General features: G+C 67.9%; 26 protein-coding genes and 1 riboswitch. Of the genes, 11 read left to right on the top strand and 15 right to left on the bottom strand.

The annotated features are described in order from the left end of the window. Nucleotides 1–38 precede the first annotated feature (38 nt). From tilS to dacB, 3 genes are read right to left on the bottom strand one after another with little or no spacing between them, the layout of a single operon-like run. Entirely contained in the window at nucleotides 39–1,004 is a 966-nt protein-coding gene (gene tilS, locus ACLQ3I_RS08505) for a tRNA lysidine(34) synthetase TilS (protein WP_425801245.1), read from the bottom strand. Next, nucleotides 983–2,224, bottom strand: coding sequence for a zinc-dependent metalloprotease (locus ACLQ3I_RS08500; RefSeq protein ID WP_425801243.1), 1,242 nt, complete (start codon nucleotides 2,222–2,224; stop codon nucleotides 983–985). The genes tilS and ACLQ3I_RS08500 overlap by 22 nt, the downstream gene beginning before the upstream one ends. Further along, nucleotides 2,221–3,561 carry a D-alanyl-D-alanine carboxypeptidase/D-alanyl-D-alanine endopeptidase gene (dacB, locus tag ACLQ3I_RS08495; RefSeq protein WP_425801241.1) on the bottom strand — a complete coding sequence of 447 codons (1,341 nt, stop codon included), beginning with the start codon at nucleotides 3,559–3,561 and terminating at the stop codon, nucleotides 2,221–2,223. Before dacB ends, ACLQ3I_RS08500 begins: the two co-directional genes overlap by 4 nt. Before the next feature lie 182 nt (nucleotides 3,562–3,743). On the opposite strand from dacB, the gene ACLQ3I_RS08490 reads away from it, so the two are divergent. Next, a complete protein-coding gene (locus ACLQ3I_RS08490) occupies nucleotides 3,744–4,256 on the top strand; it encodes an inorganic diphosphatase (RefSeq protein ID WP_425792469.1) in 513 nt (170 codons plus the stop codon). Nucleotides 4,257–4,347: 91 nt separating this feature from the next. On the opposite strand, the gene ACLQ3I_RS08485 is transcribed toward ACLQ3I_RS08490, so the two are convergent. Both ACLQ3I_RS08485 and ACLQ3I_RS08480 read right to left on the bottom strand, forming a co-directional pair. After that, nucleotides 4,348–6,051: an MDR family MFS transporter gene (locus ACLQ3I_RS08485; RefSeq protein ID WP_425792468.1), complete on the bottom strand. Its 1,704-nt coding sequence runs from the start codon at nucleotides 6,049–6,051 to the stop codon at nucleotides 4,348–4,350. Continuing rightward, a complete protein-coding gene (locus tag ACLQ3I_RS08480) occupies nucleotides 6,048–6,554 on the bottom strand; it encodes a MarR family winged helix-turn-helix transcriptional regulator (RefSeq protein WP_425792467.1) in 507 nt (168 codons plus the stop codon). The genes ACLQ3I_RS08485 and ACLQ3I_RS08480 overlap by 4 nt, the downstream gene beginning before the upstream one ends. Before the next feature lie 181 nt (nucleotides 6,555–6,735). On the opposite strand from ACLQ3I_RS08480, the gene alc reads away from it, so the two are divergent. Then, on the top strand, nucleotides 6,736–7,719 hold the full coding sequence (alc, locus tag ACLQ3I_RS08475; protein ID WP_425801916.1) for an allantoicase: 984 nt from the start codon (nucleotides 6,736–6,738) through the stop codon (nucleotides 7,717–7,719). A 56-nt stretch (nucleotides 7,720–7,775) separates the two neighbouring features. Here alc and ACLQ3I_RS08470 read toward each other — a convergent pair whose 3' ends face one another. The 3 genes from ACLQ3I_RS08470 to ACLQ3I_RS08460 form a co-directional block, all read right to left on the bottom strand. Then, nucleotides 7,776–8,990 (bottom strand): hypothetical protein, encoded by a 1,215-nt coding sequence (locus tag ACLQ3I_RS08470; RefSeq protein WP_425801913.1) that lies wholly within the window; start codon nucleotides 8,988–8,990, stop codon nucleotides 7,776–7,778. A gap of 195 nt (nucleotides 8,991–9,185) precedes the next feature. Further along, nucleotides 9,186–9,644, bottom strand: coding sequence for a hypothetical protein (locus tag ACLQ3I_RS08465; protein WP_425801239.1), 459 nt, complete (start codon nucleotides 9,642–9,644; stop codon nucleotides 9,186–9,188). After that, nucleotides 9,644–10,984: an aminotransferase class V-fold PLP-dependent enzyme gene (locus ACLQ3I_RS08460; RefSeq protein ID WP_425801237.1), complete on the bottom strand. Its 1,341-nt coding sequence runs from the start codon at nucleotides 10,982–10,984 to the stop codon at nucleotides 9,644–9,646. The genes ACLQ3I_RS08465 and ACLQ3I_RS08460 overlap by 1 nt, the downstream gene beginning before the upstream one ends. An 18-nt stretch (nucleotides 10,985–11,002) precedes the next feature. After that, nucleotides 11,003–11,116: riboswitch (SAM riboswitch) on the bottom strand. A 91-nt stretch (nucleotides 11,117–11,207) separates the two neighbouring features. On the opposite strand from ACLQ3I_RS08460, the gene ACLQ3I_RS08455 reads away from it, so the two are divergent. Beyond that, nucleotides 11,208–12,317 (top strand): isochorismate synthase, encoded by a 1,110-nt coding sequence (locus ACLQ3I_RS08455; protein WP_425801235.1) that lies wholly within the window; start codon nucleotides 11,208–11,210, stop codon nucleotides 12,315–12,317. Next, nucleotides 12,307–13,254: an ERCC4 domain-containing protein gene (locus ACLQ3I_RS08450; RefSeq protein WP_425801233.1), complete on the top strand. Its 948-nt coding sequence runs from the start codon at nucleotides 12,307–12,309 to the stop codon at nucleotides 13,252–13,254. The genes ACLQ3I_RS08455 and ACLQ3I_RS08450 overlap by 11 nt, the downstream gene beginning before the upstream one ends. Before the next feature lie 37 nt (nucleotides 13,255–13,291). Here the strand turns inward: ACLQ3I_RS08450 and ACLQ3I_RS08445 are convergent, their stop codons facing one another. From ACLQ3I_RS08445 to ACLQ3I_RS08435, 3 genes are read right to left on the bottom strand one after another with little or no spacing between them, the layout of a single operon-like run. Next, on the bottom strand, nucleotides 13,292–14,491 hold the full coding sequence (locus tag ACLQ3I_RS08445) for an O-succinylhomoserine sulfhydrylase (RefSeq protein ID WP_425792462.1): 1,200 nt from the start codon (nucleotides 14,489–14,491) through the stop codon (nucleotides 13,292–13,294). Further along, nucleotides 14,488–14,901: a rhodanese-like domain-containing protein gene (locus ACLQ3I_RS08440; protein WP_425801230.1), complete on the bottom strand. Its 414-nt coding sequence runs from the start codon at nucleotides 14,899–14,901 to the stop codon at nucleotides 14,488–14,490. Before ACLQ3I_RS08440 ends, ACLQ3I_RS08445 begins: the two co-directional genes overlap by 4 nt. Beyond that, nucleotides 14,898–15,359: a hypothetical protein gene (locus tag ACLQ3I_RS08435; protein ID WP_425792460.1), complete on the bottom strand. Its 462-nt coding sequence runs from the start codon at nucleotides 15,357–15,359 to the stop codon at nucleotides 14,898–14,900. The genes ACLQ3I_RS08440 and ACLQ3I_RS08435 overlap by 4 nt, the downstream gene beginning before the upstream one ends. Nucleotides 15,360–15,491: 132 nt before the next feature. On the opposite strand from ACLQ3I_RS08435, the gene ACLQ3I_RS08430 reads away from it, so the two are divergent. From ACLQ3I_RS08430 to ACLQ3I_RS08420, 3 genes are all read left to right on the top strand, one after another. Further along, nucleotides 15,492–16,526 (top strand): ABC transporter substrate-binding protein, encoded by a 1,035-nt coding sequence (locus ACLQ3I_RS08430; RefSeq protein WP_425801228.1) that lies wholly within the window; start codon nucleotides 15,492–15,494, stop codon nucleotides 16,524–16,526. 155 nt (nucleotides 16,527–16,681) lie between these two features. Then, on the top strand, nucleotides 16,682–18,115 hold the full coding sequence (locus ACLQ3I_RS08425) for an FAD-dependent oxidoreductase (protein WP_425801225.1): 1,434 nt from the start codon (nucleotides 16,682–16,684) through the stop codon (nucleotides 18,113–18,115). A gap of 14 nt (nucleotides 18,116–18,129) precedes the next feature. Then, nucleotides 18,130–18,429: a hypothetical protein gene (locus ACLQ3I_RS08420; protein ID WP_425801222.1), complete on the top strand. Its 300-nt coding sequence runs from the start codon at nucleotides 18,130–18,132 to the stop codon at nucleotides 18,427–18,429. A gap of 69 nt (nucleotides 18,430–18,498) precedes the next feature. Here ACLQ3I_RS08420 and ACLQ3I_RS08415 read toward each other — a convergent pair whose 3' ends face one another. Continuing rightward, complete coding sequence (locus ACLQ3I_RS08415; protein WP_425792456.1) at nucleotides 18,499–19,011, bottom strand: hypothetical protein; 513 nt, start codon at nucleotides 19,009–19,011, stop codon at nucleotides 18,499–18,501. A gap of 179 nt (nucleotides 19,012–19,190) precedes the next feature. Here ACLQ3I_RS08415 and ACLQ3I_RS08410 point away from each other — a divergent pair, with 179 nt between their 5' ends. The 3 genes from ACLQ3I_RS08410 to ACLQ3I_RS08400 are packed head-to-tail and all read left to right on the top strand — an operon-like array spanning nucleotide 19,191 to nucleotide 22,218. Then, nucleotides 19,191–20,249, top strand: coding sequence for a FecCD family ABC transporter permease (locus ACLQ3I_RS08410; protein WP_425801220.1), 1,059 nt, complete (start codon nucleotides 19,191–19,193; stop codon nucleotides 20,247–20,249). Continuing rightward, complete coding sequence (locus ACLQ3I_RS08405; RefSeq protein WP_425801218.1) at nucleotides 20,246–21,379, top strand: FecCD family ABC transporter permease; 1,134 nt, start codon at nucleotides 20,246–20,248, stop codon at nucleotides 21,377–21,379. The genes ACLQ3I_RS08410 and ACLQ3I_RS08405 overlap by 4 nt, the downstream gene beginning before the upstream one ends. After that, a complete protein-coding gene (locus tag ACLQ3I_RS08400) occupies nucleotides 21,376–22,218 on the top strand; it encodes an ABC transporter ATP-binding protein (RefSeq protein WP_425801216.1) in 843 nt (280 codons plus the stop codon). Before ACLQ3I_RS08405 ends, ACLQ3I_RS08400 begins: the two co-directional genes overlap by 4 nt. Here the strand turns inward: ACLQ3I_RS08400 and ACLQ3I_RS08395 are convergent, their stop codons facing one another. The 3 genes from ACLQ3I_RS08395 to ACLQ3I_RS08385 are packed head-to-tail and all read right to left on the bottom strand — an operon-like array spanning nucleotide 22,219 to nucleotide 24,792. Continuing rightward, nucleotides 22,219–22,698 carry a DUF456 domain-containing protein gene (locus ACLQ3I_RS08395; protein ID WP_425801214.1) on the bottom strand — a complete coding sequence of 160 codons (480 nt, stop codon included), beginning with the start codon at nucleotides 22,696–22,698 and terminating at the stop codon, nucleotides 22,219–22,221. 26 nt (nucleotides 22,699–22,724) lie between these two features. After that, entirely contained in the window at nucleotides 22,725–24,386 is a 1,662-nt protein-coding gene (purT, locus tag ACLQ3I_RS08390; protein ID WP_425801211.1) for a formate-dependent phosphoribosylglycinamide formyltransferase, read from the bottom strand. 55 nt (nucleotides 24,387–24,441) lie between these two features. Beyond that, a complete protein-coding gene (locus ACLQ3I_RS08385) occupies nucleotides 24,442–24,792 on the bottom strand; it encodes a UBP-type zinc finger domain-containing protein (protein WP_425801209.1) in 351 nt (116 codons plus the stop codon). A 62-nt stretch (nucleotides 24,793–24,854) separates the two neighbouring features. Here ACLQ3I_RS08385 and ACLQ3I_RS08380 point away from each other — a divergent pair, with 62 nt between their 5' ends. After that, the gene (locus ACLQ3I_RS08380; protein ID WP_425801207.1) at nucleotides 24,855–26,450 is read left to right on the top strand and encodes a Na+/H+ antiporter; all 1,596 of its coding nucleotides are present in this window, start codon (nucleotides 24,855–24,857) and stop codon (nucleotides 26,448–26,450) included. Nucleotides 26,451–26,483: the final 33 nt, after the last annotated feature.

The raw sequence follows: 26,483 nt of genomic DNA, 5'->3' as shown, positions 1-26,483 counted from the left end.
AATCCGCGCCTGGCGCGGATTGCTGCTACAAATCCGGATCACCGGGGCGCCCGGCGGACCGTCAACCGCGGCCCGGACCTCTCCACCACGTGCCGTGCCGTCGGGTCGCCACCGATCGCGACCTGAGCGCGGGACCGCCCGTCGATGACGAGATCGTCGACGGCTGAGATCAACCGATGGGTCGGTTCGGTCGCGCCGATGTCGAGCAGCCATCGTCGGAGGACGCGGGTGCGTACCGCCGCCGGCACACCGTGTAGGCCGTCGACATCGAGTTCGCCTGCATGCATCTGGTCGTCGACGGTCGCGCGTCGGTAGAGGTCATCGGCGTAGTGGTCGAGAGCCTCGTTGTCGGCGCGCACCGACGACGCGGTCCGGCCCAACGCTTCCACCACGCCGCCGTGTAGCACGTCGTCGAGCAGGGGCAGCACCTCGGCCCGCAGGCGAACCCGGGTGAACCGCGGATCACGATTGTGCGGGTCGTGGTGTGGATGAAGGCCGAGTTCGGTGCAGGCGGCGAGCGTCTGAGCGCGACGGATTCCCAGCAGCGGCCGTCCCCATGGCGGATTCCACGGACGCATACCGGCGATGGAACGCGCCCCCGAACCACGGGCCAGACCGAGCAACACGGTCTCGGCCTGATCGTCGGCGGTGTGGGCGAGCAGCACCGGAGCGCCGTCGCGAGCGTCGTCGAGTGCGCCGTACCGCGCCTCACGTGCTGCGGCTTCCGGCCCCCCGCTCCGGCCGACCTCCACAGCGAGCACCTGAGGCCGGGCCCCGAGCCGTCGGGCTGCCGCCGCAGCGTCCGCGGCGACGGCGTCGGAGCCGTCCTGCAATGCGTGGTCGATCACCAGCGCCCGCACCGACAACCCGGCCCGGATCGCACATGCGGTGAGCGCCAACGAGTCCGGGCCTCCGGACAGTCCGACACACACATCCGCGCCGGGTTCGAGGTGGGTCGCCGCGAACTGGGCGACCGCGCGGGTCACAGCACCCGTTGCATCCATACCCGCGGCTCGTCGATCTCGTTCGGGCGCGGCATGGTCTCCGGCGACGTCCAGATGGTGTTGAACGTCTCCATCCCGACCGCGCCGACCACCTCGTCGACGAAGGCCTTGCCGCGCACATACTGCGCGATCTTGGCGTCCATACCGATCAGGGCACGAATGATGCGCTGCACCGGATTACGCGGGGTGCCGCGGCGTTGGTCGAAGGCCGCCCGGATGCTCGTCACCGTCGGCACGTGTACGGGTCCGACCGCGTCCATGACGTGGTCGGCGTGGCCCTCGAGCAGGGTGCCCAGCATCATCATCCGGGTGAACGCCTCGTATTGCTCGGGGGTCTGTAGCAACTGCATGGCCCCGAGCACGCCCTTCTCCCGGGGCTGTTCGTCGGAGCCGCGCAGCGTCGAGGTGATCCGCGCGACGATCTCGCTCGTCGATTCGCCGGATTCCGACGTCAGGATCTCCAGATTGTCGACCATGTACTGGCGCAACCACGGATTCGCCGAGAACTGCACGCGATGGGTGACCTCGTGCAGGCACACCCAGAGCCGAAAATCACTGGGCACCACACGAAGTGAACGCTCGACAGAGATGATGTTGGGCGCGACGACCATCAGCACCCCGGGATCGCCGGTGTCGGGATCGGGGGTGAACGGGTCGTATTGGCCGAGGATCGCGCCGGACAGGAAGGCGAGCAGTCCGCCCGCCTGCAACCCGCCGGCCTTCGCGGAGAACCCGGCGAGAGCGGCCTCGATCGCGTTGGGCGATCCGGCGTCATCGGAGTCGCTCGCTCCGCTCCCGGCGCCGAGCCCATCCGGCCCGCTCGCTCCGCTCCCGGCGCCGAGCCCATCCGGCCCGCTCGCTCCGCTCCCGGCGCCGAGCATCGACTGCATCGACTGCGCGGCCGCATCCACCCATTCCCTGCGATCGAGGATGCGGGTGGTCGGCACCCGCAGGCCGTCGGCGAGACCGGTCACCTCACGGACCGGCGCCTCGGCCCGGGTGGCCGCGTCGGCCAGTTCCGCGTAGGCGGCGTCGAGGGTGTACGCGGTGGTCTTCGGCCCCGGGCGCGCCAGGCGCTTTCCGGTCGCGGCCGCCAGCCCCCAGTCGATCCGTGCGCCGATCGACTCGGCGTCGTCATGCTCGTGATCCACCCTGGTCACATCACTGCTGGTCACATCACTGCTGGTCAGATCGCTACTGCTCAGCTCGCTGCTGGTCATCGGCACCCACATTCCCTCAGCTCGCCGGCCACGTTGTCGAGCGCGGGCCGAGCGTCGGCCGGAGATGTTCCGCCCGACATCAGCGCGAACGAGAGCACCCGGCCGTCGATGGTCTGGACTATCCCCGTCAACGAACTCACCCCGGTGAGGGTTCCCGTCTTGGCTCGCACCCACCCGGCACCCGGGTTCGACGTCGGATCGAAGCGGTCCGCCAGGGTGCCGGTGCCGGCAGCAACGGGCAATCCGTCGAGCATGGGCCGCATCAGCGGCTGCGACGGCCCGCTGGCCCCGGCCATCAACTTGTCCAGCAGTGTTGCCGGCACCTTGTTGGCATAGGAGAGGCCCGAGGCGTCATGCAGGGTGACCATCGACATGTCGAAACCGCGCTCTGTCAGCGTGTTCTCGACGGCGGCCACACCTCCGGCGAGTGACGCCGGACCGCCCTTGGCCGCCGAGAGCTCCACCGACAGCGACTCGGCCAGCACGTTGTCGCTGTAGCGCAGCATGTCGTTGACCCGGGTCACCAGCGGCGCCGACGTCACCGAGGCGACGGCTTGCGCGCCGGCCGGTGCGGTCCGCTCGGTGACCGGAGCGTTCACACCGAGTGCCTTGGCGAGGGCCTCACCGGACGTGACGGCCGGGTTCGGCACCCGCGGCGAGTACTCGTCGAGCGGCTCGATCCGGCCGCCGTCGGCGATCAGGGATTCGATCGGCGTGATGTCGCCGCCGGCGATGTCGCGCTTGTCCCAGGTGCTGTCCATCGTCGGGCCGCTGAACGCACTCGTGTCCACGGCCACCGACGTCACGGGGACACCGGCCTTGCGGATCTGGGCGGCGAGGTCGGCGATGCGCGGCGCGTTGGTATAGAAGGTGTCGGCCCCGCGCGGCTGGGCCGAGAGCGTCGGGTCGCCCGCGCCCTTGAGGATCACCTGGCCGTCTGCGCCGACGACGACCGTCGTGGTCAGCCGCTTCTCGTGCGGCAACGCGAGCAACGCCGCGCTCGCCGTCAGGATCTTGGCGTTCGACGCCGGGACCCGCGGCTGGGTCGGCCCGTCCGACCACAACGTCGCGCCGGTGAGGGCATCACTGATCTGTCCGGTGAACTGACCGAGCGCGGGGTCGCGGACCGCCTGGGCGATCTCGCTGCGCACCCCGACCGGAGTCGGCTCGGGGGCATTCGCCGACACCGTCTTGATCTGCGGGTTCACCGCGATCGCAGCCGGTTGCGGCGGAATCCCGGGTGGGAGTTCGTCGGAGTCGTCGAGCCGCAGCGCCACTGCGACCGAGCCGACGGCGATCAGCGCCAGCACCACCACCGAGATGACCGTCCACAGCATCGTGCGTCTGGTCGACCTGCGCCGTGCGCCCACAGAACCTCCGGATCGGTGCCTCGGGGTCCGGCCCGGCCCGGACCCCTCTCGACTTCTCACAGTATCGTTGAGGCGATCTGCGCAGGCGACCCAGCGGTGACGTCGGGCCGCGTGCGATCACCACCAGCGAACACTTGCCAGGAGGAACCGTGGAATTCGATGTGACCATCGAGATCCCCAAGGGCGGACGTAACAAGTACGAGGTCGATCACGAGACCGGAAAGGTCTTTCTCGACCGTTACCTGTACACCTCGATGGGCTACCCGGCCGACTACGGGTACATCGACAACACATTGGGCGAGGACGGCGATCCGCTGGACGCGATGGTGCTGCTCCCCGAGTCGGTGTTTCCCGGCATCATCGTGAAGGCGCGCATCGTCGGCATGTACACGATGACCGACGAGGCCGGCGGCGACGACAAGCTGCTGTGCGTCCCGGCCGGCGACGTCCGCTGGGATCACATCCAGGACATCGGCGACGTCAGCGAGTTCGAGCTGGGGCCGATCTCCCACTTCTTCGAGCACTACAAGGATCTCGAGCCGGGCAAAGAGGTCCAGCCCGGCGGCTGGGTCGGCAAGGACCAGGCCGAGAAGGTCGCCCAGGAAGCCATCGATCGTCTGAAGGCACATCCGCACGAGGCCAACGAGCCGTCGCGCGGCTGACTTCTTTTCGCGCCGACAGCAACACAAAAAGCGCCGACAGCAACCTCCACTGGTTGCTGTCGGCGCTTTTCGTGTTGCTGTCGGCGGGGGGTCAGGCTGCCTCGACGGACTCCGAGGCCCCGATCGGCTTACCCGTGCGCAGCGGCAGTTCCTTCCAGGTCACAGTACCGACGATCGCGAGCAGCGACATGATGGAGACGGCCAGGAACACGGTGTCCATCGAGTTGGCGAAGCCCTCCTTGAGGGGGCGGGCGAGTTCCGTTGGGAGCTCGCCGATCACCGAGGTGTCCGACATGACACTGTCCGACGACCCGGTGGCCTGATCGGGGTTCTGCGCCGCAGCCATCAGGCCTTGGGCGAATTGCGAGACCTTCGGGTTGTCGCTCTGTGCGGCTTCCGCCACCGCCGTCCGATACTCGGGCTGGGTGGCCGCGGTGGTCATCTCGTCGGAGATGTTCGGACCCATCAGGGAGAACAGCAGCGAGAAGAAGACGGCCACACCCATCGTGCCGCCGATCTGACGGAAGAAGGTCGACGTGCCGGTCGACAGCCCCATGTCCTTGGCCGGCAGGATGTTCTGCATCGCCAGCATGATCGGCTGCATGAGGTTGCCGAGGCCGAATCCGAGCAGGGCGGCGATCAGCATCACCAGATACACCGGTGTGTCCACGCCGACGAGATGCATGAGGAACGCGGCCACCGTGACCAGCACGGAGCCGATGATCGGGAAGATCTTGTAGCGGCCGGTCCTGGAGATCAGCTGCCCGGACACGATCGATCCGGTCATCAATCCCAACACCATCGGCAGCATCTGCAGTCCGGCGATCATCGGGCTCGATCCGCGCAGCACCTGGTAGTACTGCGGCAGCATCGAGATGCCGCCGAACATGGCCGCACCGACGATGACGGAGATCACGATGCCCTGGGAGAAGATCGGGTTACGGAACACCCGCAGCGGGATCAGAGCCTCGTCGCCCATCTTGTGTTCGATCCAGATGAACCCGGCGATGCCCACGACTCCGATCGCATAGCAGAGCAGCGACAGGCCCGAGGTCCATCCCCACTCGCGGCCCTGTTCGGCCACGATGAGCAGCGGGGCCACCGCCACGGCCAGTGCCGTCGCGCCCCAGTAGTCGGTGCGGCCGCCCGCACCCTTCTGCTGGTCGTAATTGAGGACCTTGTAGATCAGGAAGAGCGAGAGCAGGCCGATGGGCACGTTGACGAGGAACACCCAGCGCCAGCCGCTGACCCACAGGATCGAGCTCTGCCCGGCCAACAGCCCGCCGAGCACCGGTCCGAGAACGCTCGAGGTGCCGAAGACCGCCAGGAAGTAGCCCTGGTACTTGGCGCGTTCACGCGGCGGCACGATGTCGCCGATGGTGGTCAGTGCCAACGTCATCAGACCACCGGCGCCGAGTCCCTGGAACGCACGGAAAGCGGCCAGCTCGTACATCGACGTGGCGATACTGCAGAGCAGCGACCCGACCACGAAGATCGTGATCGCGACCATGAAGAACGGTTTGCGGCCGTACAGGTCGGAGAGCTTGCCGTAGAGCGGCGTGACGATGGTCGCGGTGACCAGGTAGGCGGTGGTGGCCCACGCCTGCATGTCGTAGCCGTTGAGGTCGTCGGCGATGGTCCGGATCGATGTGGACACGATGGTCTGATCCAATGCCGCCAAGAACATCGCGCTCATCAGGCCGGCGAGCACCGTCAGGATCTGACGATGCGTCAGGCCCGCCCCCGCGGACTCGTCGGGAGCCGCCGTGTCCACAGCGGCCGTTGATTCTGTCATGCCTTTCCTTTCAACAAGTCTGCTATCGAGCGCGACGCCTCACCGGTCTTGGCGCACGGCGGCGCGATCACGGATTCGGCGGCATCGACGAAGCGGCTGAGCAGCCGTACCAACGTCGCGAGCTCGTCGTCGGTCCAGTCCGACATCGCGTCGTCCATCGCGGTCCGGCGCACCATCCGCATGGCCTCGACCCGTTCGCGTCCGGCGTCGGTGATCACGAGCAGGGTCGCGCGACCGTCCGCGGGATCCGCCTCACGCCGCACCAGCCCCAGTTCGACGAGCTGCGCGACGTGGCGGCTCACCGTCGAGGGGTCGGCATTGAGACCTTCCGCCAGCTCACGTGACCGCATGGACTCGCGGGCGAGATGAAAGAGGCCTTTGAACGCGGCCGTCTCGAACTCCCCGTCCGCCGTCTTGAACGTCGTGTGGACCGCACGGTCGCGGAGACGCATGTACCGGGAGAGCGCATCGAACAGATCGTCGACGGCGGTTTGATCGAGCATGCCCCGTACCCTCCCTGAGATCAGCCACTTTACGTTCTCTTTGCAATTAGTTGCTGATTGCAATTAGTTGCTGGCCGCAAGTATGCGCTCGGTCTTCGGGCGAATGCAAACTCGCCTACGATGAGGACCCGTGACTCCCCAGCCGCCGGTCGCCGCGGGCAACCGCCCACATTTCACTTCCATGCCTGACCTGGCACTTCGCGACCTCGGAGGCGCGGTCGTGTGGACCAACGACGATCTGTTCGCGGAGGCGCAGAACCTGATCAAGACGGCGGCTGCCCAGTATCAGCCGGCGACCTTCGGTCACAAGGGACAGGTGTACGACGGGTGGGAAACCCGCCGTCGGCGCGTGGGTGGCGTCGACCAGGCCATCGTGCGACTCGGTGCGCCCGGCGTGATCTACGGCGTCGTGGTCGACACGTCGTGGTTCAAGGGCAACTATCCGCCGTTCATCTCCGTGGAGGCCGCCGCCGTCGAGGGCGTCGTCTCCGTGGATCAACTCCTCGACGACGTCGAGTGGGTGACGATCGTCGAGAAGACGGCCGCCGACGGCGATACCCGCAATCCGTTCACGGTCGACGCCAAGGATCGCTTCACCCATGTCCGGCTGACCATGCACCCCGACGGCGGCGTGGCGCGCTTCCGCGTCCACGGACGCGGCGTGCCCAATCCACACTTCTTCCGGTACGGCCACTTCGACCTCGCGGCACTGGAGAACGGCGGGCTGATCACCGCGTGTTCCAACATGTTCTACAGCTCCCCCAACAACCTGCTGATGCCCGGGCGGGCACGCAACATGGGCGAGGGCTGGGAGACCTCACGCCGTCGCGACGAGGGCAACGACTGGGTGCAGGTCCGCCTCGCCGGGCGCGGGCAGATCAGTCTCATCGAACTCGACACCAGCTATTTCCTGGGCAACGCGCCGGGCGCGGCGATGATCCGGGGCCGCGACGGCGACGACGGCGAATGGTTCGAGATGTTGCCGCACACCGACTTACAGCCCGACACCCGGCACCGGTTCGTCGTCGACCTCGATCGCCCGATGACCGAGGCCCGGATGGACATCTACCCCGACGGCGGGATGGCCCGCTTCAAGCTCTACGGGACGCTGACCCCCGATGCCGAGGCCGATCTCGTCGAACAGTGGGAGCGCGGCGAGGCCTGAGGGCGGGATTCCGGTTGCCGTCGGCGGGATTTCGGTTGCCGTCGGCGGGGAACGGGTCAGGAAACCGTGACCTTGGTGTGCTCGACGGCGTCACCGAGGATCTTGTGCAGGTTGAAGATCGGACGATGTGATTCGAACTGGGTCTCGTACGGGACCTTCATCTGTGCCACGAGTCGGCCGTAGTGGTCGTTGACCATGTCCTGATAGCGCGGGAGGAGTTCGGTGGTCACATACCTCCAGCGCAGGTCGAATACCGACCAGTCCCAATCCGGGATCGGGGTGGCGATCTTCACGGTCCGCCCGTCGGCCATCCGGCCCGCGTAGGTGTAGGAGATGAAGTCGCGCAACGCCGGAACTCCCGCCACCGACGGTGAGCCGGCGAGCGTCATGGCATAGGTCAGCGCCGAGCCGACACCGGCCGACTTGCGGTAATTACGCACATTGTCGAACTGCCGGCCGACCACGTCGTACTGCTCGCGGCGCAGCAACGTCCCGTTGCCCTCGGAGACCCGGGCCGGATCGTTCGACGCGATGTCGTGCCAGGCCGCGGCGACGCCGTCATCGATGATGCCCGCGCGACGGAACTCGTCGATCCCGCCGAGACCGTCCTTGACAAAGGCGACGTGCATCGGCATGAGGTCGGAGAAGATCGCCTTCTGCATCACCAGGATCTGCTTCGAGAACCAGGCCAGATCGGCCGGGGTGATCTCATCGGCGTGATACGCGAGGTTCTGCAACCCTTTCGGGAACCGGCCGATGATGCCCGGGCCGACGACCTGGGTGGCCTTCTCGATGATCTGGGCGGCCAGCGGCTGCAGTCCACGGATGCCGTAGATGTCGCCGGCGAGGACCACATCGGCAGTGCCACCGCCGAAGTCGGCACCGACCATGCCGGCCATACCCGCCCATTGCAGGTTGCGGTGAGCGATCTGGAAGTTCTCGTAGTAGCGGTAGCTCTTGATCATGGTCGCCCGCGTCGCGTGGAATCCCTTGGCGGGATCCCAACCGGCCAGGTCGATTCCGGCGTCGGTGGTCGCCTGCACGAGACGGTATTGAAACAGCAGTGCCGCATAGCGTTTCGGCGCGATACCGCTCGCGCGGGCCTCGCGCACCAGCCGGGCGAGCTGGTGGAGATCGGTGGGAAGCGCGCGATTCACCCCGCCGCCGTGCTGGTCGGCGAACCGATTCGTCAGCGGCAGGTCGAGGTAGCGCGTGACGGTACTGGCCTGCGCCGGCGCCGCCAGCGAGACACCGCCGATCAGCGCACCCATCACCGCAACAACGGCCACCGCCAGGCGGCCGAACCGCGACACAACACTTCCCCGATACATGCGTTCCCCCCTCGCCGGTCATCCCGGTGACCGAGACGGCAGAACCGTACTGACCAGTGAGAAGCAGTGTCAACACAGCCCGGGGTGAGACGAAACACACCACCGGTCTCACCCCGGGCCATCGATGTCGACGCGTCAGGCGACGCGTCCCCGTCCGGGGTCCAGGAGGGGAAGCACCTGTTCACGGACCCGGGCCGTGGTGGCCGAACCGTCGAGCGGCACGATGATGACCGCGTCGGCGATCTCGGCCACATAGATGTCGCGGATCAGCGAGACCAGCCCGTGTGGCGTCCCGACGTACCGGATCGTCTCGGGTTCGTTCGCAACCGCCGGACGGTCGTCGAGATCGGCGGATGCGCGCGCCGATGCCGGATGCGGGGCGATGGCGGCCTCCACTTCGAGCGCGACGACAAAGTTCGCCTGATCATTGACGCCGGCCAGTAGCAGCGATCGCGCCCGCTGCGCATCGCGCAGGGTCGGCCGCCGCACGACGATCGGGAACGCCGACGCCGAGGTGTCCCCTGCCAGGGCGACCTGTAATCGAGGGCGGCCGATGCTGATCGTCGACGACGGGCGTGCGTATTCGATGCTCATCATGTCCTCGCTCTCGTGGTCAGTCTCGCCAGCGCGCCGACGAGGCGGTCGATGTCGCCGGAGCCGGTCCCGAGTCCGAAGCTCGCCCGCACCGCGCCGTCCGGATACCCCAGACGGTTCAACAGCGGGTGCGCGCAGAACTTCCCGTCGCGGACGCCGATTCCCGCACTCTCGCTGAGGAAGACGGCCGCCGCCCGCGGCGTGCAGCCGTCGACGTCGAAGCCCGCGATACCGACCCGGTCGGTCGAGTCCTCGAAGATCCGCAGCTCTGTGACACCGTCGATCGTCGCCAGCCCGTCGTCGAGGCGTGCGCGCAGTAGTTCTTCGTGCAACCCGATGTGCTCGAATCCGATGGCGTCGAGCGCGTCGCATGCGGCCGCGATGGACACGGCGCCGAGCACATTGGGCGAACCCGCCTCGTGACGGGCCGGGCCGGCATGCCACTCGATCGCGGTGTCACCGCCGGTGGCGCCGACCGAGACGCTCGCCGATGCGCCGCCGCCGGCCAGGTAGGGCTCGGCGGCGTCGAGCCAGTCCGGGCGTCCGATCAGCACGCCCGCCCCGAACGGTGCATAGAGCTTGTGCCCGGAGAAGACCAGGTAGTCGATGCCGTGACCGACCATCGACACCCGACGATGGGCGACGAGCTGGGCCGCGTCGATCAGGATGCGCGCGCCGTTGCGGTGGGCGATCGATGCCAGTCGACCGATCGGCAGCACCTCACCGGTGACATTCGACGCCGCGGTGACGGCGAGCAACGCGGCCGGCGCCGCGGCGAGTTCGGCCTCCAGCGCCGCGAGGGTGTCGTCGATGGTCGCGCACGCACCGACCACCCGCACCCGCGACGACCCGTCGCGATCGGGCGCGCACCACGGCAGCAGGTTGGCGTGATGTTCGATGTCGAGCACCACCACGTCACCGCGGGTCGCATGGGCTGCGAGGTTGATGGCGTCGGTGGTGCCGCGGGTGAAGACCACGGCGTCGTCGGCGCGTGCCCGGACGAATCCCCGGATCACCTCGCGGGCCTGCTCGTAGCGGGCCGTGGTGACCTGGGACAGGTGGCCGGCACCTCGGTGGACGCTGGCGTACTGCGACAACGAGCTGGTGACGGTCTGCGCCACCGCGGCCAGTGCCGGCGCGCTGGCCGCGTAGTCGAGGTTGGCGTATCGCACCGTCTCACCGGTCGAGCACGGCACGCACTCGTCGGCACCGACGACCTGCGCCAACGGCGGGATCGTCTCGGTGTCGACGACCGGGGTATGGGGAGCAGGGGTGTTGAAGGGCACTGGGGTGTTGAAGGGCGCCGGGGTGTTGAAGGGCACCGAAAGGACAGCAGTCATGACAAATAGCTCCTGAGGAATCCGCACTTGCCGTGATCACTTCGAACACGGCCGGGTCGTCACCCGGAGCACCCCACCGCGGAGGAGGGTTGCCGACCAGCGAGCCGGGGCTTGTCACTGGCACTCATGACCCACGTCAAGATTCACCGATGGCGCCTCGACGTGTCAATTTTCACTCAGCATGCGCGAAACTCCCGCGATGCTGCGCCGGTAGCGTGAGTGCATGGCGTTTTCCGACGACAGCGTCTCCCCCGTGATGTTCGTACTGTCACGCCCACACGGCACGGTCCGCGGTCACGGGCAGCGGCGTCGGTTCACCGAGGCCGCGGCGGCCGCGCACGCCGTCCGGACCGGAGCGGTCGATGCGATCACCGGGGCGATCCCCTTCGACCAGGACGATCGCGCAGCGCTCGTCGCGCCGGTCACACTCACCCACGATCCGGTGCCATTCGCCGGCACGCCGCCCCGCCACCACGACGTGACCTCGAGGACCCTCCACCCGGACCACGCGATCCATCGCGACCGGGTCACCCACGCGATCAAAACCATCGCCGACGGCACGGTCGACAAGGTGGTGCTGGCGCGGGCGGTCGACCTCTCCGTCACACCGGTCGTCGACATCGACCACCTCATCGGCGCACTCGCGCACGGCAACACCGAGCACAATGCCTTCGCCGTCGACGTCAGCGCGGCAACCGGCGACAGCTCGTGGTTACTCGGAGCCAGCCCGGAGGTGTTGCTGCGCAAGCACGGTCGCGTGGTCACCGCCCAGCCCTACGCCGGGTCTGCACCACGGTCATCGGACCCCGAGACCGACCGCGCCGCCGCAGAAACGTTGGCGTCATCGGGCAAAGATCTCGCCGAGCATGCGTTCGTCGTCGACTATCTGCGCGACCGCCTCGGCCCGATCTGCGCGGACCTGAAAGCCCCGCCGACGCCTGAGATCCGCGCCACCGGTGAGATCTGGCATCTCGCCACGCCCATCCGGGCGACGCTACGCGATGACTCGGTGACCGCGCTGGACCTCGCGTTGCTCCTCAGCCCTACGCCGGCCGTCTGCGGCACACCCAGTGATGTTGCCGCACAGTTCATCCGGGATGTCGAGGAGCCGCGAGGCCTGTATGGCGGTGCAGTCGGCTGGTGCGACGGCGACGGCGACGGCGAATGGATGGTGACCATCCGGTGCGTTCAGGTGGCCGACGATCGGCACACCCTGCGCACGTGGGCGGGAGGCGGCATCGTGGCGCAGTCCGACCCTCAGGCCGAGCTGGACGAGACGACGGCCAAGCTACGCACCGTGATCACCGCACTGGGGATCGACGATGCCCGATGACTTCCTGATCGCACGCAACCCCGAAGAGGGATCGTCGCTTCCCTATCTCGTCCGGATTCCGTTGGGAGCCAACGGGATCATCCTCAAGGTCCGCGACACATGGCCACGCACCACCAAGATCTACTGCCACCGGGCCGAGATCTGGCCGTCGAATCCGGAAATCATCGAACAACTCCCCGTCCGGTCGGTGTCACGCCGGGGCGCGGCCATCGATCTCGTGCTCGATCGGAGCCGTGAGAACCGGTCGCAGTTCGTCCTCACTCGCGCCCGTGGTCGCGAGATGATCTTCTGGCAGTCGCGACGCACCACCAAGCAGGCTCGTCCGAATGTCGCGCTGCCCACCGCGCGGGCCCACGGGAAGGTGCTGGAGATCATCGTCGATTCCGGCGAACGCTACCCGTACGGTTTCACCCACCAGCAGACGACCACCACACGCCGGAAGCTGCCCGCCGGCGACTACGCGGTCACCGACGGTGACACCGTGATCGCCGCCGTCGAGCGCAAGTCGATCGACGACCTGAGCGCCGGACTCACCTCTGGCAAGCTGACCTACCAGCTCGCCGAGCTCGCCGGGCTGCCCCGGGCCGCCGTGGTGGTCGAGGCTCCATACAGTGCGCTGTTCAAGCGCGAGTATGTCGCCGGCGCGACCCTTGCCGAGGCATTGGCGGAGGCTCAAGTGCGGTTTCCTTCGGTGCCAATGGTGTTTTGCGACAACCGAAAACTTGCCGAAGAGTGGACTTTCCGCTGGCTCGGCGCGGCACTGCACGAGTGGCGACTGAGCTCGCGCACCGACGTCATCGTCGCAGATCTGGCCGGGCCGTCGCCCACGCCCGCCGAGATCCGATCATGGGCGACCGCGGCGGGTATCGACGTCCCCGCCAAGGGGCGCATCCCCACCCGTGTGCGTACCGCGTGGGAGAAGCGCAACAACGGCTGAGCTCCGGATATGTTCCCGAGCACCGTCACACCAACGCTCAGCCGAGGGCCTGATCCAGATCCTTCAGCAGATCCTCGACCCCCTCGAGTCCGACCGACAGGCGCACCACCGAGTCGGTGACGCCGATCGACGCCCGGCCATCCGGCCCCATCGCGCGATGGGTGGTGGTCGCGGGATGAGTGATCAGCGACTTCGAATCACCGAGGTTGTTCGAGATGTCCACCACCCGAAGCGCATTGAGCACCTCGAAGGCACGCTTCTTGCCGTCGACGCCGTCGCGGTCGGCGATCTCGAAAGTGACTACCGTGCCCCCACCCGACATCTGCTTGTGCGCGAGCACGTGCTGCGGATGTGATTGCAGGAACGGGTATTTCACCCAGCGAGCCCGTGGGTCGTCTTCCAGGAACTGCGCGATGCGCAGCGCCGAGGCCACCGAGGCATCGAGCCGCAGGCGCATGGTCTCGAGCCCCTTGAGCAGCGTCCAGGCATTGAACGGACTGAGCGCCGGACCGGTGTGCCGCATCAGCATCTGGACGGGCCCGTCGATGAATTCCTTCTCGCCGAGCACCGCTCCGCCCATCACCCGGCCCTGGCCGTCGATGTGCTTGGTGCCCGAGTACACGATCACGTCGGCACCCATGTCGAGGCCGCTCTGCAGCAACGGCGTGGCGAAGACGTTGTCCAGCACCACCTTCGCACCGGCGGCATGGGCGAGTTCCGAGACCCGCGCGACGTCGACGAGTGTCTGCATCGGGTTCGACGGCGTCTCGAAGAACACCGCCGTCGTCGGCTTCGACAATGCCGCTTCCCACTGGTCGAGGTCTTCGCCGTCGACGAAGACGGTCTCGACACCCCACCGGGGCAGGATCTCGTTGCACACCACGAAGCACGAGCCGAACAGGCTGCGGGCGGCGACCAGCCGATCGCCCGCCTTCAGCAGTGCACCCAGCGCGACGAAGACCGCGGCCATCCCGCTGGCCGTGGCGAAGCACGCCTCGGCACCTTCGAGCTGACGCAGCCGCTCCTGGAACATCTCGACGGTCGGATTCCCGTACCGCGAGTAGACGAATCGCTTGTCCTCGCCGGTGAAGGCCCGCTCGGCGGCCTCCGCCGACTCATACACGTAGCCGCTGGTCAGGTACAGCCCCTCGGAGGTCTCGAAAAAGCCGGACCGATCGAGCCCGGCCCGGACCGCCAGGGTGTCGGCCGAAACCCCTTCGGGCAGTTCCCTGCTCACGACTGCCGCCACGGGAGGTCGAGCGCCCGCCAGCCCCGGCCACCGCGGTGGTCGTTCTCGTCAAGCGCGCCCTCGAAGCCGTCGAGCACGTTGTAGGCCGCACCGATCCCGTCGGCGGCGGCCGCCTCCGCGGCGCCGATGGAACGATGTCCCGACCGGCAGATGAAGATGACCTCACTGTCGTCGGTGACGCCGCCGTCACGCAGCTGCTCGACGAAGGCCTCGTTCGGCATGCCCTCCGGGAACGTGGTCCACTCCACGAACAGGGTCTTCTTGCCGATCACCTCGAGGTCGGGAACGCCGACAAAGGCCCACTCGGCCCTGGTCCGGCAGTCGACCAGCACGGTCTTGGGATCGTTCTCCAGTTTCTCCCACGCCTGCAGCGGCGTCAGATCACCCGAATAGCTCACGACGTACACACCTTCCAGTCCCCGTCTTCACGCACCACGACCGTGTCGGTCACCTGTTTCTGGTCGGGCTTGTCATCGAAGTGCCAATGTACCTGCGCCCTCGCCCGGTCTCCCGACACCGCGATACCGGTGATCTCGGGGATGACGATATGTCCGTTCTCATCGAACGACTTCCGGTTCTCGTCCACAAACGTCGATTCGTTCGGGAACGCCGCCGACGACACGTCCGCGGCGCAGGTCGACGCGCGATATTTCTCGTAGTCGACGTCGTTACGGGCGGTGTAGACGTCGTTGATGGCGTGCTGGACCTGCGCGTCGGTGCTCATCCGCTCGTCGGCCGGCCGGATCAGATACGAGATCCCGATCCCCGCGGCGGCGACCACCACGACCGCGAGGGCGACCAGGACGGGCCACGCGTCCTTCCACGACCGTTCGCGGTCCTGCGCGCCCTCTGCCATGGCGGGCAGTCTATCGACCACCGGCGATGCCGGGTCCGCGGGCGCCGACCGAGCGCCTCCCGGCCTGCAGTTAGGGTGGGCTAAGTACCTGGGCTAAGTACCTCCGAATCCTTCCGTACATGTGAGGACCTCATGCGCGCACCTCGAGCACGTCTCTCCCGGCCGATACGTCTGGCCGCCGTGGGCATCACCGCTGCCGCAACCCTGGTCGTCGGCGCCTGCAGTGCCCCCGAGGAGGATTCGACGGCATCGTCGTCGATGCCCACCGCCGAAGCAGGCTCGATCCCCGCGACGATCCAGCACGCATACGGTTCGACGACGATCTCAAAGCAGCCGTCCCGGGTGGCCGCGATGGGTGTCGGCGACGCCGACACCCTGCTCGCGCTCGGGGTCACGCCGACCACCGTCGCGCCGTTCGGCGATCCCCCGGAACGCGGCACGCCATGGAATTCCGAGCTCCTCGGCGACGCGGAGCCGGTGGTGCTCCCGAATGCCGCGGCCGACTTCGGCAGTCAGATCCCCAAAGCCCTCGCGACCGACCCGGAGCTGATCACCGCGATCGGCGCCGCACCCACACCGGAGCAGTACGACGTCCTGACCAAGGCCGCACCGACGATCGTGCGGCCCAAGGAGTATCAGAACTGGCAGATCCCCTGGGACGTGCAGACCGCCGAGATCGGACGGGCCGTCGGGCTGCCGGCCACCGCGCAGCGCAAGATCGACGAGACCGAGAAGTACCTTGCCGACGTCCGGGCGAAGCACCCCGAGTTCGCCGGCAAGACGGCCGCCGTGGTCTCCGGACTGCCCACCGGCGCGGTGTCGATCTACAGCCCAGACGACGGCCGTGGACAGACACTGACCGACTACGGATTCACCTTCCCGGAATCGCTGAAACCGGCCATCACCAACGGTTTCTACGGTGAGATCTCGGCCGAGAACCTCTCGATGCTCAACGACGTCGACGTGGTGGTCGCGGTGGACTGGCAGGGCTCCAACGCCCGGCTGAAGAACGATCCGACGTGGAGCAAGCTGCCTGTCGTGACGCAGGGACGAGCGGTCTATCTGGACCAGCAGGTGGGCAGCGCGATGTCGGTGCCGACGGTGCTGACCCTGCCGTGGGTCGCCGACCAGTCGGTGGGACCGATCTCCCAAGCCGCCAAACGCTGACACCTCGCACATGGCACAAGTGAGGTAATCCTCACAAACAGATTTTGGCCACGCGCGTCGAACGCCTACCGTAGAAGGGATAGGCGCCGCGTAGCGGCCACCACCAGCGACTCTTTCGCCAGAGTCACACAAGAGCCACGGAAAGCACCTACTCCATGAGTGACACCAGCCGCCCGTTGCGGGTTGCCATCGTCGGTGCAGGTCCCGCCGGGATCTACGCAGCAGACGCGTTGATGAAGTCCGACACCGCGAAGGACCTGGCCCCGGGAGCAACGCGAGCGGGCCAACCGATTTCCGGCGTCAGCATCGACCTCTACGAGCGGATGCCCGCCCCCTTCGGACTGATCCGTTACGGCGTCGCGCCCGACCACCCGCGCATCAAGGGCATCATCACCGCGCTGCACAAGGTGCTCGACAAGCCCCAGGTCCGACTGCTCGGCAACATCGACTACGGCACCGACATCACCCTCGAAGAGCTGCGGGATCTCTACGACGCGGTGATCTTCTCGACCGGCGCCACCGACGATCGTGTCTTGGACATCCCCGGCATCGATCTCGACGGCAGTTACGGCGCCGCCCAGTTCGTCGCCTGGTACGACGGCCACCCGGACTTCCCGCGCACCTGGCCGCTCGAGGCGGAGAAGGTCGCCGTCATCGGCGTCGGCAATGTCGCGCTCGACGTCGCTCGGGTGCTCGCCAAGACCGGCGACGAGCTGCTCGCGACCGAGATCCCGGCCAACGTCTACGAGGGACTCAAGGCCAACAAGGCCATCGAGGTCCATGTGTTCGGTCGTCGCGGACCGGCTCAGGCCAAGTTCACGCCACTCGAACTCAAGGAGCTCGATCACTCGCCGAACATCGAGGTCGTCGTCGCTCCCGAGGACATCGAATACGACGAGGGATCGGCCGTCGCGCGTCGCGGGTCGAAGATCACCGACCAGGTCGCCACGATCATCGAGAACTACGCGATCCGCGATCCCAAGCAGGGCGCCATCCACAAGCTGTTCCTGCACTTCTTCGAGAACCCGGTCGAGATCCTCGGCGAGGACGGCACGGTCGTCGGGTTGCGGACCGAACGGACCCAGCTCGACGGCACCGGCAACGTCAAGCCGACGGGCAAGCACACCGATTGGGACCTCGGCGCCGTCTACCGCGCCGTCGGCTACCTCTCCGACAACCTCCCGCAGATCCCCTTCGATCAGCAGGCCGGCGTGATCCCGAACGAGGCCGGCCGCGTCTTCGACGAAGGTCAGCACCTCACCGGCATCTACACCACCGGCTGGGTCAAGCGCGGTCCCGTCGGACTGATCGGCCACACCAAGGGCGATGCCAACGAGACCGTCGACTGCATCCTCGAGGACATGACCAACGAGGCGCTGCTCTCGCCGGGCAAGCCGTCGGAGGACGCCGTCATCGAGCTACTCGAGGGCAAGGGCATCCCGTTCACCACCTGGGACGGCTGGTACCGCCTCGACGAGCACGAGCGCAGCCTCGGTGCGGCCGAGGGCCGCGAGCGCGTGAAGGTCGTCGAGCGTGAGGACATGATCGCGGCGTCCGAGCCGCACAAGGTGTCACGCCCCGGCAGCTGACACCTCCGCCGATCGTGCACGCAATCCCGTCGATCGTGCGCAGTTTCGCGCCGATCGTGCGCAGTTTCGCGCCGATCGTGCGCAGTTTCCCGCCGATCGTGCGCAGTTTCGCGTCGGTCGTGCGCGCAGCGGTTCCCAGGCGGACATCCCGTCGGGATCTGCGCCCGCTCGGCAATGATCTGTGCACGGTCGACGCGAAATTGTGCACGGTCGACGCGAAATTGCGCACGATCGGAGATTTTCTGCGCCCGCTCGGCGAGGATTTGGGCCCGGTCGGCGAGAACAGATCAAGACAGCAAAACGGCGACCGGTGATCCGGTCGCCGTTTTGTCGGGTAGGGGTCCGTGAGGCGAGGTTCCCTCGCCTCACGCGGCCCCTCGGGGTCAGTTCGCTGCGGTGGTGCCCCCGCCGTTGTTTTTACCGCCGTTGTTGTTCGCCGGGGGATTGTCCTGGCGGCGGAAGTTCTGCCAGTAGCCGAAGTTGTTCGTCAGGTTCTCGGCCTCGTTGGAGAACGTGAATCCCGAGATGGACGACGGGAAGCAGCCGAACCAGCGGGTCTCGATCGGGCGGACCCAACGCTGCGCCTTGTTGTCCCACTTGGACAGGGTCTCGCCCGGCTTGAGCTCCTTGACGCGGACCGACTTGCCGTTGACCTCGTTGAGGATGACGTTGTGCATCGTCGTGTCACCGACATTGCGGACGGTCATGTAGCGGTACATGTACCAAGCCTGGTTCCAGGGCTGTCCCCACTGGCCGAAGTGGCATTCGATGCCTCCGACGAGCTCCAGGTCCCCCGGTACCGCAGCCTGTGCGGGCGTGGTCCCGGCGAGGGTGCCTGCCGCGATGCCCACTGTGGCCAATACCGTGGCACCCGCGCGCTTGAGCGATGCTCTCATCAATCTCTCCTACTCCGGTGTCCTCGTGACGTTCTGGTTGGACTATCGACCCATGCCAAGCGAATCGTTACGCACCACACAGCCTCTTCACAGCCACGTATGCCTTTCGTTATGCAAAAGACATCGCCGCCTCGACGCCCTCAGAGGCCACCCGAACACCATTGGTAAGGTAACCCTTCATGCGCCGAATGACCGGGATCCTGCTGCTCATCGCAGTGATCGTGGTGGCGCTCTTCGCCTCGATCGCGGTCGGCACCCGACAACTCGGGATCGGCGAGGTGATCGATGCTCTGCAGGCCGGCGGTTGGCCATCACTGAAAGTCACCGACTTCCACGGCATCCCCTGGATCGTGCTCCAAGCACCGCCGGCACCGCCCGGGGCCTCGGATGTCTACGGCATCGTCTGGGACCTCCGATTCCCCCGGACCGTCCTCGGACTGATGATCGGCCTCGCGATCGGCGCCGCCGGCGCCCTCGCGCAGGGGCACACACGTAATCCGCTGGCCGATCCGGGGATGTTGGGGGTCAACGCGGGCGCCGCCTGCGCCGTCGTCGCGGGTGTCTACCTGCTGGGGATTCAGAGCCCCATCGCATTCATGGCTTTCGGCCTGATCGGTGCGCTCATCGCGGCGAGCGCTGTCTTCGGCCTCGCCGCGCTGTCGGGTGCGAGTCCGCTGACCCTGGTCCTCGCCGGCACCGGCCTCTCCGCGCTGCTGCTGGCGATCACCTCGGCAATCGTGTTGTCGGACAGCGTCACCCTCGACGCCTGGCGGTTCTGGAACGTCGGCGCCACCACCGGCCGAGGGCTCGACGTGTTCTCGGCCGCGCTGCCGTTCATCGTCATCGGCCTCGTGCTCGCGCTGGGCAGCGGCTTCTTCCTGAACGTGCTCAGTCTGGGCGACGACATGTCCAAGGCCCTCGGCTCACGCGTCGTGCTGATCCGCATCATGGGCATCCTCACCATCACTCTGCTCGTCGGCGCGGCGACGGCGGCCTGCGGTCCGATCGTCTTCCTCGGGCTCGTCGTCCCGCACATCGCGCGCGTCTTCACCGGGTCCGACTACCGGTGGATCGTTCCGTATTCGGCGCTGCTGGGCGCGATCCTGGTACTGGTCTGCGACGTCATCGGCCGCGTCATCGCCCGCCCCGGCGAGGTGCAGGTCGGAGTCATCCTGGCGCTCGTCGGCGCACCGTTCCTCATCGCCCTCGTCCGCAAACGGAAGTTGGCCAGCGTATGACCACCGACGTCCGACCGAGCCCGCTGAGCCCCGATCCCGCCGGCCCCGAACCACAAGCACCACAGCGGACCCGGCGTCGCCGCATCCTGCGTGTCGGGTCGTCGTCGTGGGTCGTCCGCCCCCGCATGCTGGTGACGATGGCCGTCGCCGTCGCGATCACCCTGCTCCTGTTCCTGCTGAGCGTCGGGATCAGCGACTACCCGATGAGCCCGATCGACGTGGCGCGTGTCCTGCTCGGTGGTGGCACCCGCATCGAGAACGTCGTGGTCTTCGACGTCTCGCTGCCCCGCGCGCTGGTCTCGCTGCTGGTCGGGTTCGGCTTCGGCATGGCGGGCGCCCTGACCCAGCTGATCGCACGCAATCCGCTGGCCACCCCGGACATCCTCGGCATCACCGCGGGAGCGAGTGCCGCGGCCGTCGCCGCCATCGCGTTCTCGACCTCGTGGGGGGCCTGGCTGGCCGGGCTCGGGGTGCCGGTGGCCGCCCTCATCGGCGGCTTCGCCACCGCGATCGTGATGTATCTGCTCGCCTGGCCGGGCCGGTCGGCGAACATCGGCATCGACCCGTTCCGGCTCGTCATCATCGGCGTCGGCGTCACCTGGATGCTGCAGGCGTTGACCTCCTACATGCTGACGCGCGCTCAGATCGCCGACGCGGCACGCGCGCAGACCTGGCTGGTGGGTTCGGTCTCCCAGGCGACCTGGTCCGATGTCTGGCCGGCCACCATCGCGGTCGGGGTCGGTGTGGCCGTGGTGATCTGGATGTCGCGGGCCATCGGAATCCTCGGGCTCGGGTCCGAGGTCGCCCGGGGGCTGGGCGTCAACGCCGGCCGAGTGACCACGATCCTGCTGATCGTCGCGGTCCTGGTGGCCGCACTCTGCGTCTCGGCGGCGGGCCCGATCGCGTTCGTCGCGCTACTTGCGCCGCAGATCGCGTTGCGTCTGACCGGCTCTCCGCTCCCCACACCGCTCGCCTCCGGCATCGTCGGCGCAATCCTCGTGCTCGGCGGCGACCTGCTGTGCCGCACGCTCCTGCCCGGCGGTCTGCCGGTCGGTATCGTCACCGCGGCGATCGGCGGTCCGTGCCTCATCTATCTCATGATCGCGATGTCCCGAAAGGCCACGGTATGACCCACTCCGACGCGGCGATCACCGAAGCCACCACCCCGCAATCGCGGCTGCGCGCGGCAGGTCTGCAGGTCGGTTACGACGACCGGATCATCATCTCCGACCTCGACATCGCGATCCCCGACGGCGAGATCACCACGATCATCGGCCCCAACGGGTGCGGGAAGTCGACATTGCTCCGCGCGCTGTCCCGGCTGCTGCCGCCGCGATCGGGGACCGTCTACCTCGACGACGCCGACATCAACCGGATGCGTCCGAGGGACGTCGCGCGGCGCCTCGGCCTGTTGCCGCAGAATCCCGTTGCGCCGGAGGGGCTCACCGTCGAGGATCTGGTCACTCGGGGACGACATCCCCACCAGCGGTGGTATCAGCAGGCGTCGGCCGCCGATGAGGCCGCGGTCGCGCTGGCGATGGAACAGACGGCGACCACCGACCTTGCCGATCGCCCGATCGATGCACTCTCCGGCGGGCAGCGTCAGCGGGTGTGGATCGCGCTCACCCTCGCCCAGGAGACCGACCTCCTGCTCCTCGACGAACCCACCACCTACCTCGACCTCGCCCATGCCGTCGAGATCCTCGATCTGGTTCACACGCTGCGTACCGAGCACGGCAAGACGGTGGTGATGGTCCTGCACGATCTCAATCTTGCTGCGCGATACAGTGATTCGCTGTTCGTGATGAGATCGGGCGAGATCGTCGCGCACGGGCGGCCCGACGAGGTGATCACCACTGACCTGCTCGAGGCGGCCTTCGGCCTGCAGTCTCATGTGATGGCCGATCCGGTGTTCGGCGCCCCGATGATCGTCCCCCTGGGTTCGCGCGCGGGCCTGCGCCTGTCCTGATCACCAGATACCCGCGCCCACCAGCCAGATCGCTGTTCCCAGCAGGGCCGCGAACAGCTCGATCCCCATCGTGATCAACGCCGCCTTCGACGCCGACACGGTGCCTCGCCAGGCAGCACCCACGCTGCGCATGCGGATGAGTTCGGCGAGCATGGCACCCAGTACGAACCCGATGAACAGGCCGATCACCGGGATCACGAAGAACCCGACGATGCCGAGCACCCCACCGACCGCGATCGTGGCGTTCGGGATGCCCGCGGCCTTCAACGACCGACCGGCGACCAGATACTTGACGACCTCGCCGAGCAGGATCACCGCCGCCGCGGCACCGAAGATCGCCCATGCCCAGCCTCCGACGATCGCCGACCAGACACCGATCGCAGCGAGAACCAGGAGACCAGCCGGCAGGACCGGGAAGACGATCCCGAGGAGTCCGACGAGGATGACCGCACCGACGAGCAGCTCCCCACCAAGGGACATCGAGGGCCGGCCGGTCTAGTGCACGCTCAGTCGACCGAGGCGCGTGTCGGGTTTCCCGACGGCCGGGGCGGCGGCGGGCCGGCGGGACGACCGCCGGTCGGCGGGACGGGGCGCGGCGGTGGGCCCGCCGGTCGTGCGGGAGCACCGCGTGGCGGTATCGGCCCGCGCGGCGGTATCGGCACTTGCCGCGGACCGGGCGGTGGCGGACCGGGGGGTGGCGGACCGGGCGGCTGCGGCGGCCCGGGGGTGCCGCGTGGCGGCGCGGTGGGCCGCGAGGGCGGCGGAGGCGGCACGGGCCGTGACGGCGCAGGCGGGACGACCGGCTCGGCCATCGGGGCCGGGCTCAACCGCTCGAACGGGCGTCCGGAGACCGGGGTCACCAGCGACGCCGCGTGGACGGCACGCTGCCGGGCGACGGCGACATCGTCCGCGGTGGCGGTGATCACGCCCATCCGCCGACGATGGAAGCTCTCCGGCTTCCCGAACAGTCGGATGTCGGTCTCCGGCACCGTGAGCGCTCGGGCGACGTTCTCGAATCCGATCGCGGGTTCGTCGAGCTGCCCGTAGATCACCGCCGATGCACCCGGCGACGCCAGCGTGACGTCGACGGGCAGTCCCAGGATGGCCCGGGCATGCATCTCGAACTGCGACAGACGCTGCGTGGCCAGGGTGACCAGGCCGGTGTCGTGCGGGCGGGGGCTGACCTCGGAGAAGTAGACGTCGTCGCCCTTGACGAACAGTTCGACACCGAAGACACCCCGGCCTGCGAGCTTTCCGTCGCCGAGACCGGTGGCGATGCGTGCTGCGATGGACGTGGCCGCACCGAGCGCATCGGTCGACATCTCGTGTGGCTGCCAGCTCTCCACGTAGTCGCCGCCGACCTGCTGATGGCCGATGGGCGCGCAGAAGTGGGAGGCCAGACGGCCGGTGGCGGGATCGATCGCCCGGACCGTCAGGAGAGTGATCTCGTAGTCGAACTCGATGAATCCCTCGACGATGACCCGCTCGCCGTGCACACGGGCACCGGTGGTCGCGGTGTTCCAGGCGGGCCCGATGTCGGCCGACGCGCGAACCACGGTCTGCCCCTTGCCCGACGACGACATCACCGGCTTCACCACGCACGGGAAGCCGATCTCCCCGACTGCCTCCTCGAGTTCCTCGTGTGAGGACGCGAAGAGATACGGCGACGTCGGGAGTCCGAGTTCCTCATCGGCGAGACGACGGATGCCCTCACGGTCCATGGTCGCGACCACGGCTCGTGCCGTCGGGATCACCTCGGCCAGTCCGCGCTTCTCCACCTCGACGAGCGCGGGAGTCGCGATCGCCTCGATCTCGGGCACCACGTAGTGCGGCCGATGGCGCTCGATGACGGCCATCAGTGCATCGGCGTCGGTCATGTCGATCACCTCGGCGCGATGTGCCACCTGCTGCCCGGGCGCATCGGCGTACCGATCCACCGCGATCACCTCGACACCGAGGCGCTGGAAGGCGATGATCACCTCTTTGCCCAGTTCACCGGCGCCGAGCACCATCACCTTGGTCGCGGTCGGGCTCAGCGGCGTGCCGAGCACCGCGGGCGGTCCGACCGCGGCATGGCCCACCTCGTGCACCGGCCCGCCCTGCACCGGCGCGGCCTCCTCGTCGGCCGGCACCGACGCCTCGGAAGCACCTTGGCTGTCTGACGTCATGCCCAAATCCTACGTGCAGTTCAGCACAGACCCGCGGGGCCCACGGAACCCTCGCTCAACCCGTGACCTCGTGCACGTAGCACCACCGCCACACCTCTCCGGGCTCGGCCGAACGCATCACCGGGTGGCCGCTCTCGTCGAAATGCGCAGTGGCGTGGCGGCGCGGGCTGGAATCGCAGCATCCGACATGCCCGCATGTCAGGCAGATCCGCAGGTGCGCCCAATGGTGTTCGCCGAGCGCGGTGCACTCCTCGCAGGCGGCGTAGTCACCGGCGCGCGGCTCGGGGTCCGCGTTCGAGTCGATGCCGTAGGTCGCCAACTCCTCACATCGTGATCCGCCGCCCGACGATCCACCCCCACCCATGGTCTCGGATCGGTCGTCGCCACCTCGCCGGAAGATACGCATGTACGCCATTATCCGGATCGTCGCGATCCCCGCGACGGGCGATGCCGGGATAGGTTCTTCGCGTGAGCGCATCGCTGTTGTTGGTGGCGGTGGTTGCCGTGGTCCTCGCCGCACTGTGCCGGCGATACGGATTGTCGGCGCCGCTGATCCTCGTCCTGGTCGGCCTGGGTATCGGCTGGATCCCGGGTACCCCCGAGGTGATGCTGGAACCGGAGCTGGTGCTGTTCCTGATCCTGCCGCCGCTGCTCTATTCGGCCGCGCAGGAGAGTTCCTACCAGGCCATCCGCGCCAACCGGCGGGCGATCGGGCTCCTCGCCATCGGCCTGCCGCTCTTCACCACGGTGATCGTCGGACTGGTCGCCTACGCGACGGTGCCGCACCTGCCACTCGCCGCGGCGCTGGTGCTCGGCGCCGTGGTGGCCCCGCCGGACGCGGTGTCGGCGCAGGCGATCGGGCGGCGCGTCGGACTCCCCCGACGGATCATGACCCTGCTCGGCGGCGAGAGCCTGCTGAACGACGCGACCGCCCTCACCGCCTTCCGGGTGGCCCTGGCCGCCGCGATCGGTGCGACCGCGTCGGTATGGGAAGGGTTGTCCACCTTCGCCATTGCCGCCGTCGGCGGCCTCGTCATCGGGCTGGCGGTCGGATTCGCCGTCTCCTGGCTGCGGCTCTGGCTCACCGACCCGCCGATGGAGACGGCGATCGGCCTGATGGTGCCGTTCGGGACGTATTACGTCGCCGAGGAGATCCACGCCTCCGGCGTGATCGCCGTGGTGGTCGCGGGACTGTTCCTCGGTCAGCGATCGGTGCGACTCGGCTACGCCACGCGACTGCAGGACGACGCGGTCCGCAAATCGATCGACGCGCTCCTGGAATCCTTCGTGTTCCTCCTCATCGGGCTCCAGCTGCCGTTCCTCATCCGCGGTCTCGCCGGTGAGTCGTGGGTCCAGATCGCCATCGATGCCGCCGTCGTGCTGGCCGCGACGATCCTGGCAAGGTTCCTGTGGGTCTATCCCGCCACCTACCTACCCAGGGCGCTCTCGTCCAGGATCCGTCGCCGCGAGGAACGCCCGGCGCCCCGCGCGGTGTTCATCGTCGGGTGGGCGGGGATGCGGGGGGTGGTCTCGCTGGCCGCGGCCTTCGCGATCCCGCTGACCACCGACGACGGCGGGCCGTTCCCGGCGCGCGCCGAGATCCTGTTCCTCACCTTCGTCGTCGTGGTCGGCACGCTGCTCCTGCAGGGCACCACCCTGGGCTGGATGATCCGCCGACTCGGCATCGGCACCGACGACGCCGCGAAGGACCGGCTGGCCTATGCGTCGGCGCAGGATCGCGCGTCCCGGGCGTCGGAACGACGACTCGACGAGCTGGCCGCAGAGCTCGCGGAGAACGACCCGCGTAGACATCAGGTGGGGATGTTGCGGAAGTGGGTGACCACCCAACGCAACGTCGGCTGGGAGGAACTCGGGCGCGGCCCCGAGGACATCGGCGAGAGTCCCACCGCGGCCGGCAACCGGATGCGCATGGAGCTGTTACAGATCCAGCGGAAGGTGTTCATCGAGGAGCGCGACGACGGCCACATCGACGACGAGGTCTTGCGAACCGCGTTGCGCCGGTTGGATTTCGCGGAGGGACAGATGGATCGGGAAGTCGACTGACGTAGCCTGCAGCCAGGTCCGAGCCAACCCCGT

The organism is Gordonia sp. DT101 (assembly GCF_049844895.1).
In the GTDB taxonomy this organism is placed as follows: Bacteria; Actinomycetota; Actinomycetes; order Mycobacteriales; family Mycobacteriaceae; genus Gordonia.
The sequence above is the reverse complement of the archived record's forward strand: the minus strand, read 5'-3'. Positions and strand labels throughout refer to the sequence as shown.

Bases quoted from the DNA above. Each gene is read 5' to 3' on its own strand.
- ACLQ3I_RS08460 (WP_425801237.1), bottom strand. From the start codon at position 10,984: ATGACTGCTGTCCTTTCGGTGCCCTTCAACACCCCGGCGCCCTTCAAC.
- ACLQ3I_RS08425 (WP_425801225.1), top strand. From the start codon at position 16,682: ATGAGTGACACCAGCCGCCCGTTGCGGGTTGCCATCGTCGGTGCAGGT.
- ACLQ3I_RS08400 (WP_425801216.1), top strand. From the start codon at position 21,376: ATGACCCACTCCGACGCGGCGATCACCGAAGCCACCACCCCGCAATCG.
- alc (WP_425801916.1), top strand. From the start codon at position 6,736: ATGCCTGACCTGGCACTTCGCGACCTCGGAGGCGCGGTCGTGTGGACC.
- ACLQ3I_RS08465 (WP_425801239.1), bottom strand. From the start codon at position 9,644: ATGAGCATCGAATACGCACGCCCGTCGTCGACGATCAGCATCGGCCGC.
- ACLQ3I_RS08450 (WP_425801233.1), top strand. From the start codon at position 12,307: ATGCCCGATGACTTCCTGATCGCACGCAACCCCGAAGAGGGATCGTCG.
- tilS (WP_425801245.1), bottom strand. From the start codon at position 1,004: ATGGATGCAACGGGTGCTGTGACCCGCGCGGTCGCCCAGTTCGCGGCG.
- ACLQ3I_RS08395 (WP_425801214.1), bottom strand. From the start codon at position 22,698: ATGTCCCTTGGTGGGGAGCTGCTCGTCGGTGCGGTCATCCTCGTCGGA.
- ACLQ3I_RS08410 (WP_425801220.1), top strand. From the start codon at position 19,191: ATGCGCCGAATGACCGGGATCCTGCTGCTCATCGCAGTGATCGTGGTG.
- ACLQ3I_RS08430 (WP_425801228.1), top strand. From the start codon at position 15,492: ATGCGCGCACCTCGAGCACGTCTCTCCCGGCCGATACGTCTGGCCGCC.
- ACLQ3I_RS08500 (WP_425801243.1), bottom strand. From the start codon at position 2,224: ATGACCAGCAGCGAGCTGAGCAGTAGCGATCTGACCAGCAGTGATGTG.
- ACLQ3I_RS08455 (WP_425801235.1), top strand. From the start codon at position 11,208: ATGGCGTTTTCCGACGACAGCGTCTCCCCCGTGATGTTCGTACTGTCA.
- ACLQ3I_RS08470 (WP_425801913.1), bottom strand. From the start codon at position 8,990: ATGGGTGCGCTGATCGGCGGTGTCTCGCTGGCGGCGCCGGCGCAGGCC.
- ACLQ3I_RS08435 (WP_425792460.1), bottom strand. From the start codon at position 15,359: ATGGCAGAGGGCGCGCAGGACCGCGAACGGTCGTGGAAGGACGCGTGG.
- ACLQ3I_RS08415 (WP_425792456.1), bottom strand. From the start codon at position 19,011: ATGAGAGCATCGCTCAAGCGCGCGGGTGCCACGGTATTGGCCACAGTG.
- ACLQ3I_RS08485 (WP_425792468.1), bottom strand. From the start codon at position 6,051: ATGACAGAATCAACGGCCGCTGTGGACACGGCGGCTCCCGACGAGTCC.
- dacB (WP_425801241.1), bottom strand. From the start codon at position 3,561: ATGCTGTGGACGGTCATCTCGGTGGTGGTGCTGGCGCTGATCGCCGTC.
- purT (WP_425801211.1), bottom strand. From the start codon at position 24,386: ATGACGTCAGACAGCCAAGGTGCTTCCGAGGCGTCGGTGCCGGCCGAC.
- ACLQ3I_RS08405 (WP_425801218.1), top strand. From the start codon at position 20,246: ATGACCACCGACGTCCGACCGAGCCCGCTGAGCCCCGATCCCGCCGGC.
- ACLQ3I_RS08480 (WP_425792467.1), bottom strand. From the start codon at position 6,554: ATGCTCGATCAAACCGCCGTCGACGATCTGTTCGATGCGCTCTCCCGG.
- ACLQ3I_RS08385 (WP_425801209.1), bottom strand. From the start codon at position 24,792: ATGCGTATCTTCCGGCGAGGTGGCGACGACCGATCCGAGACCATGGGT.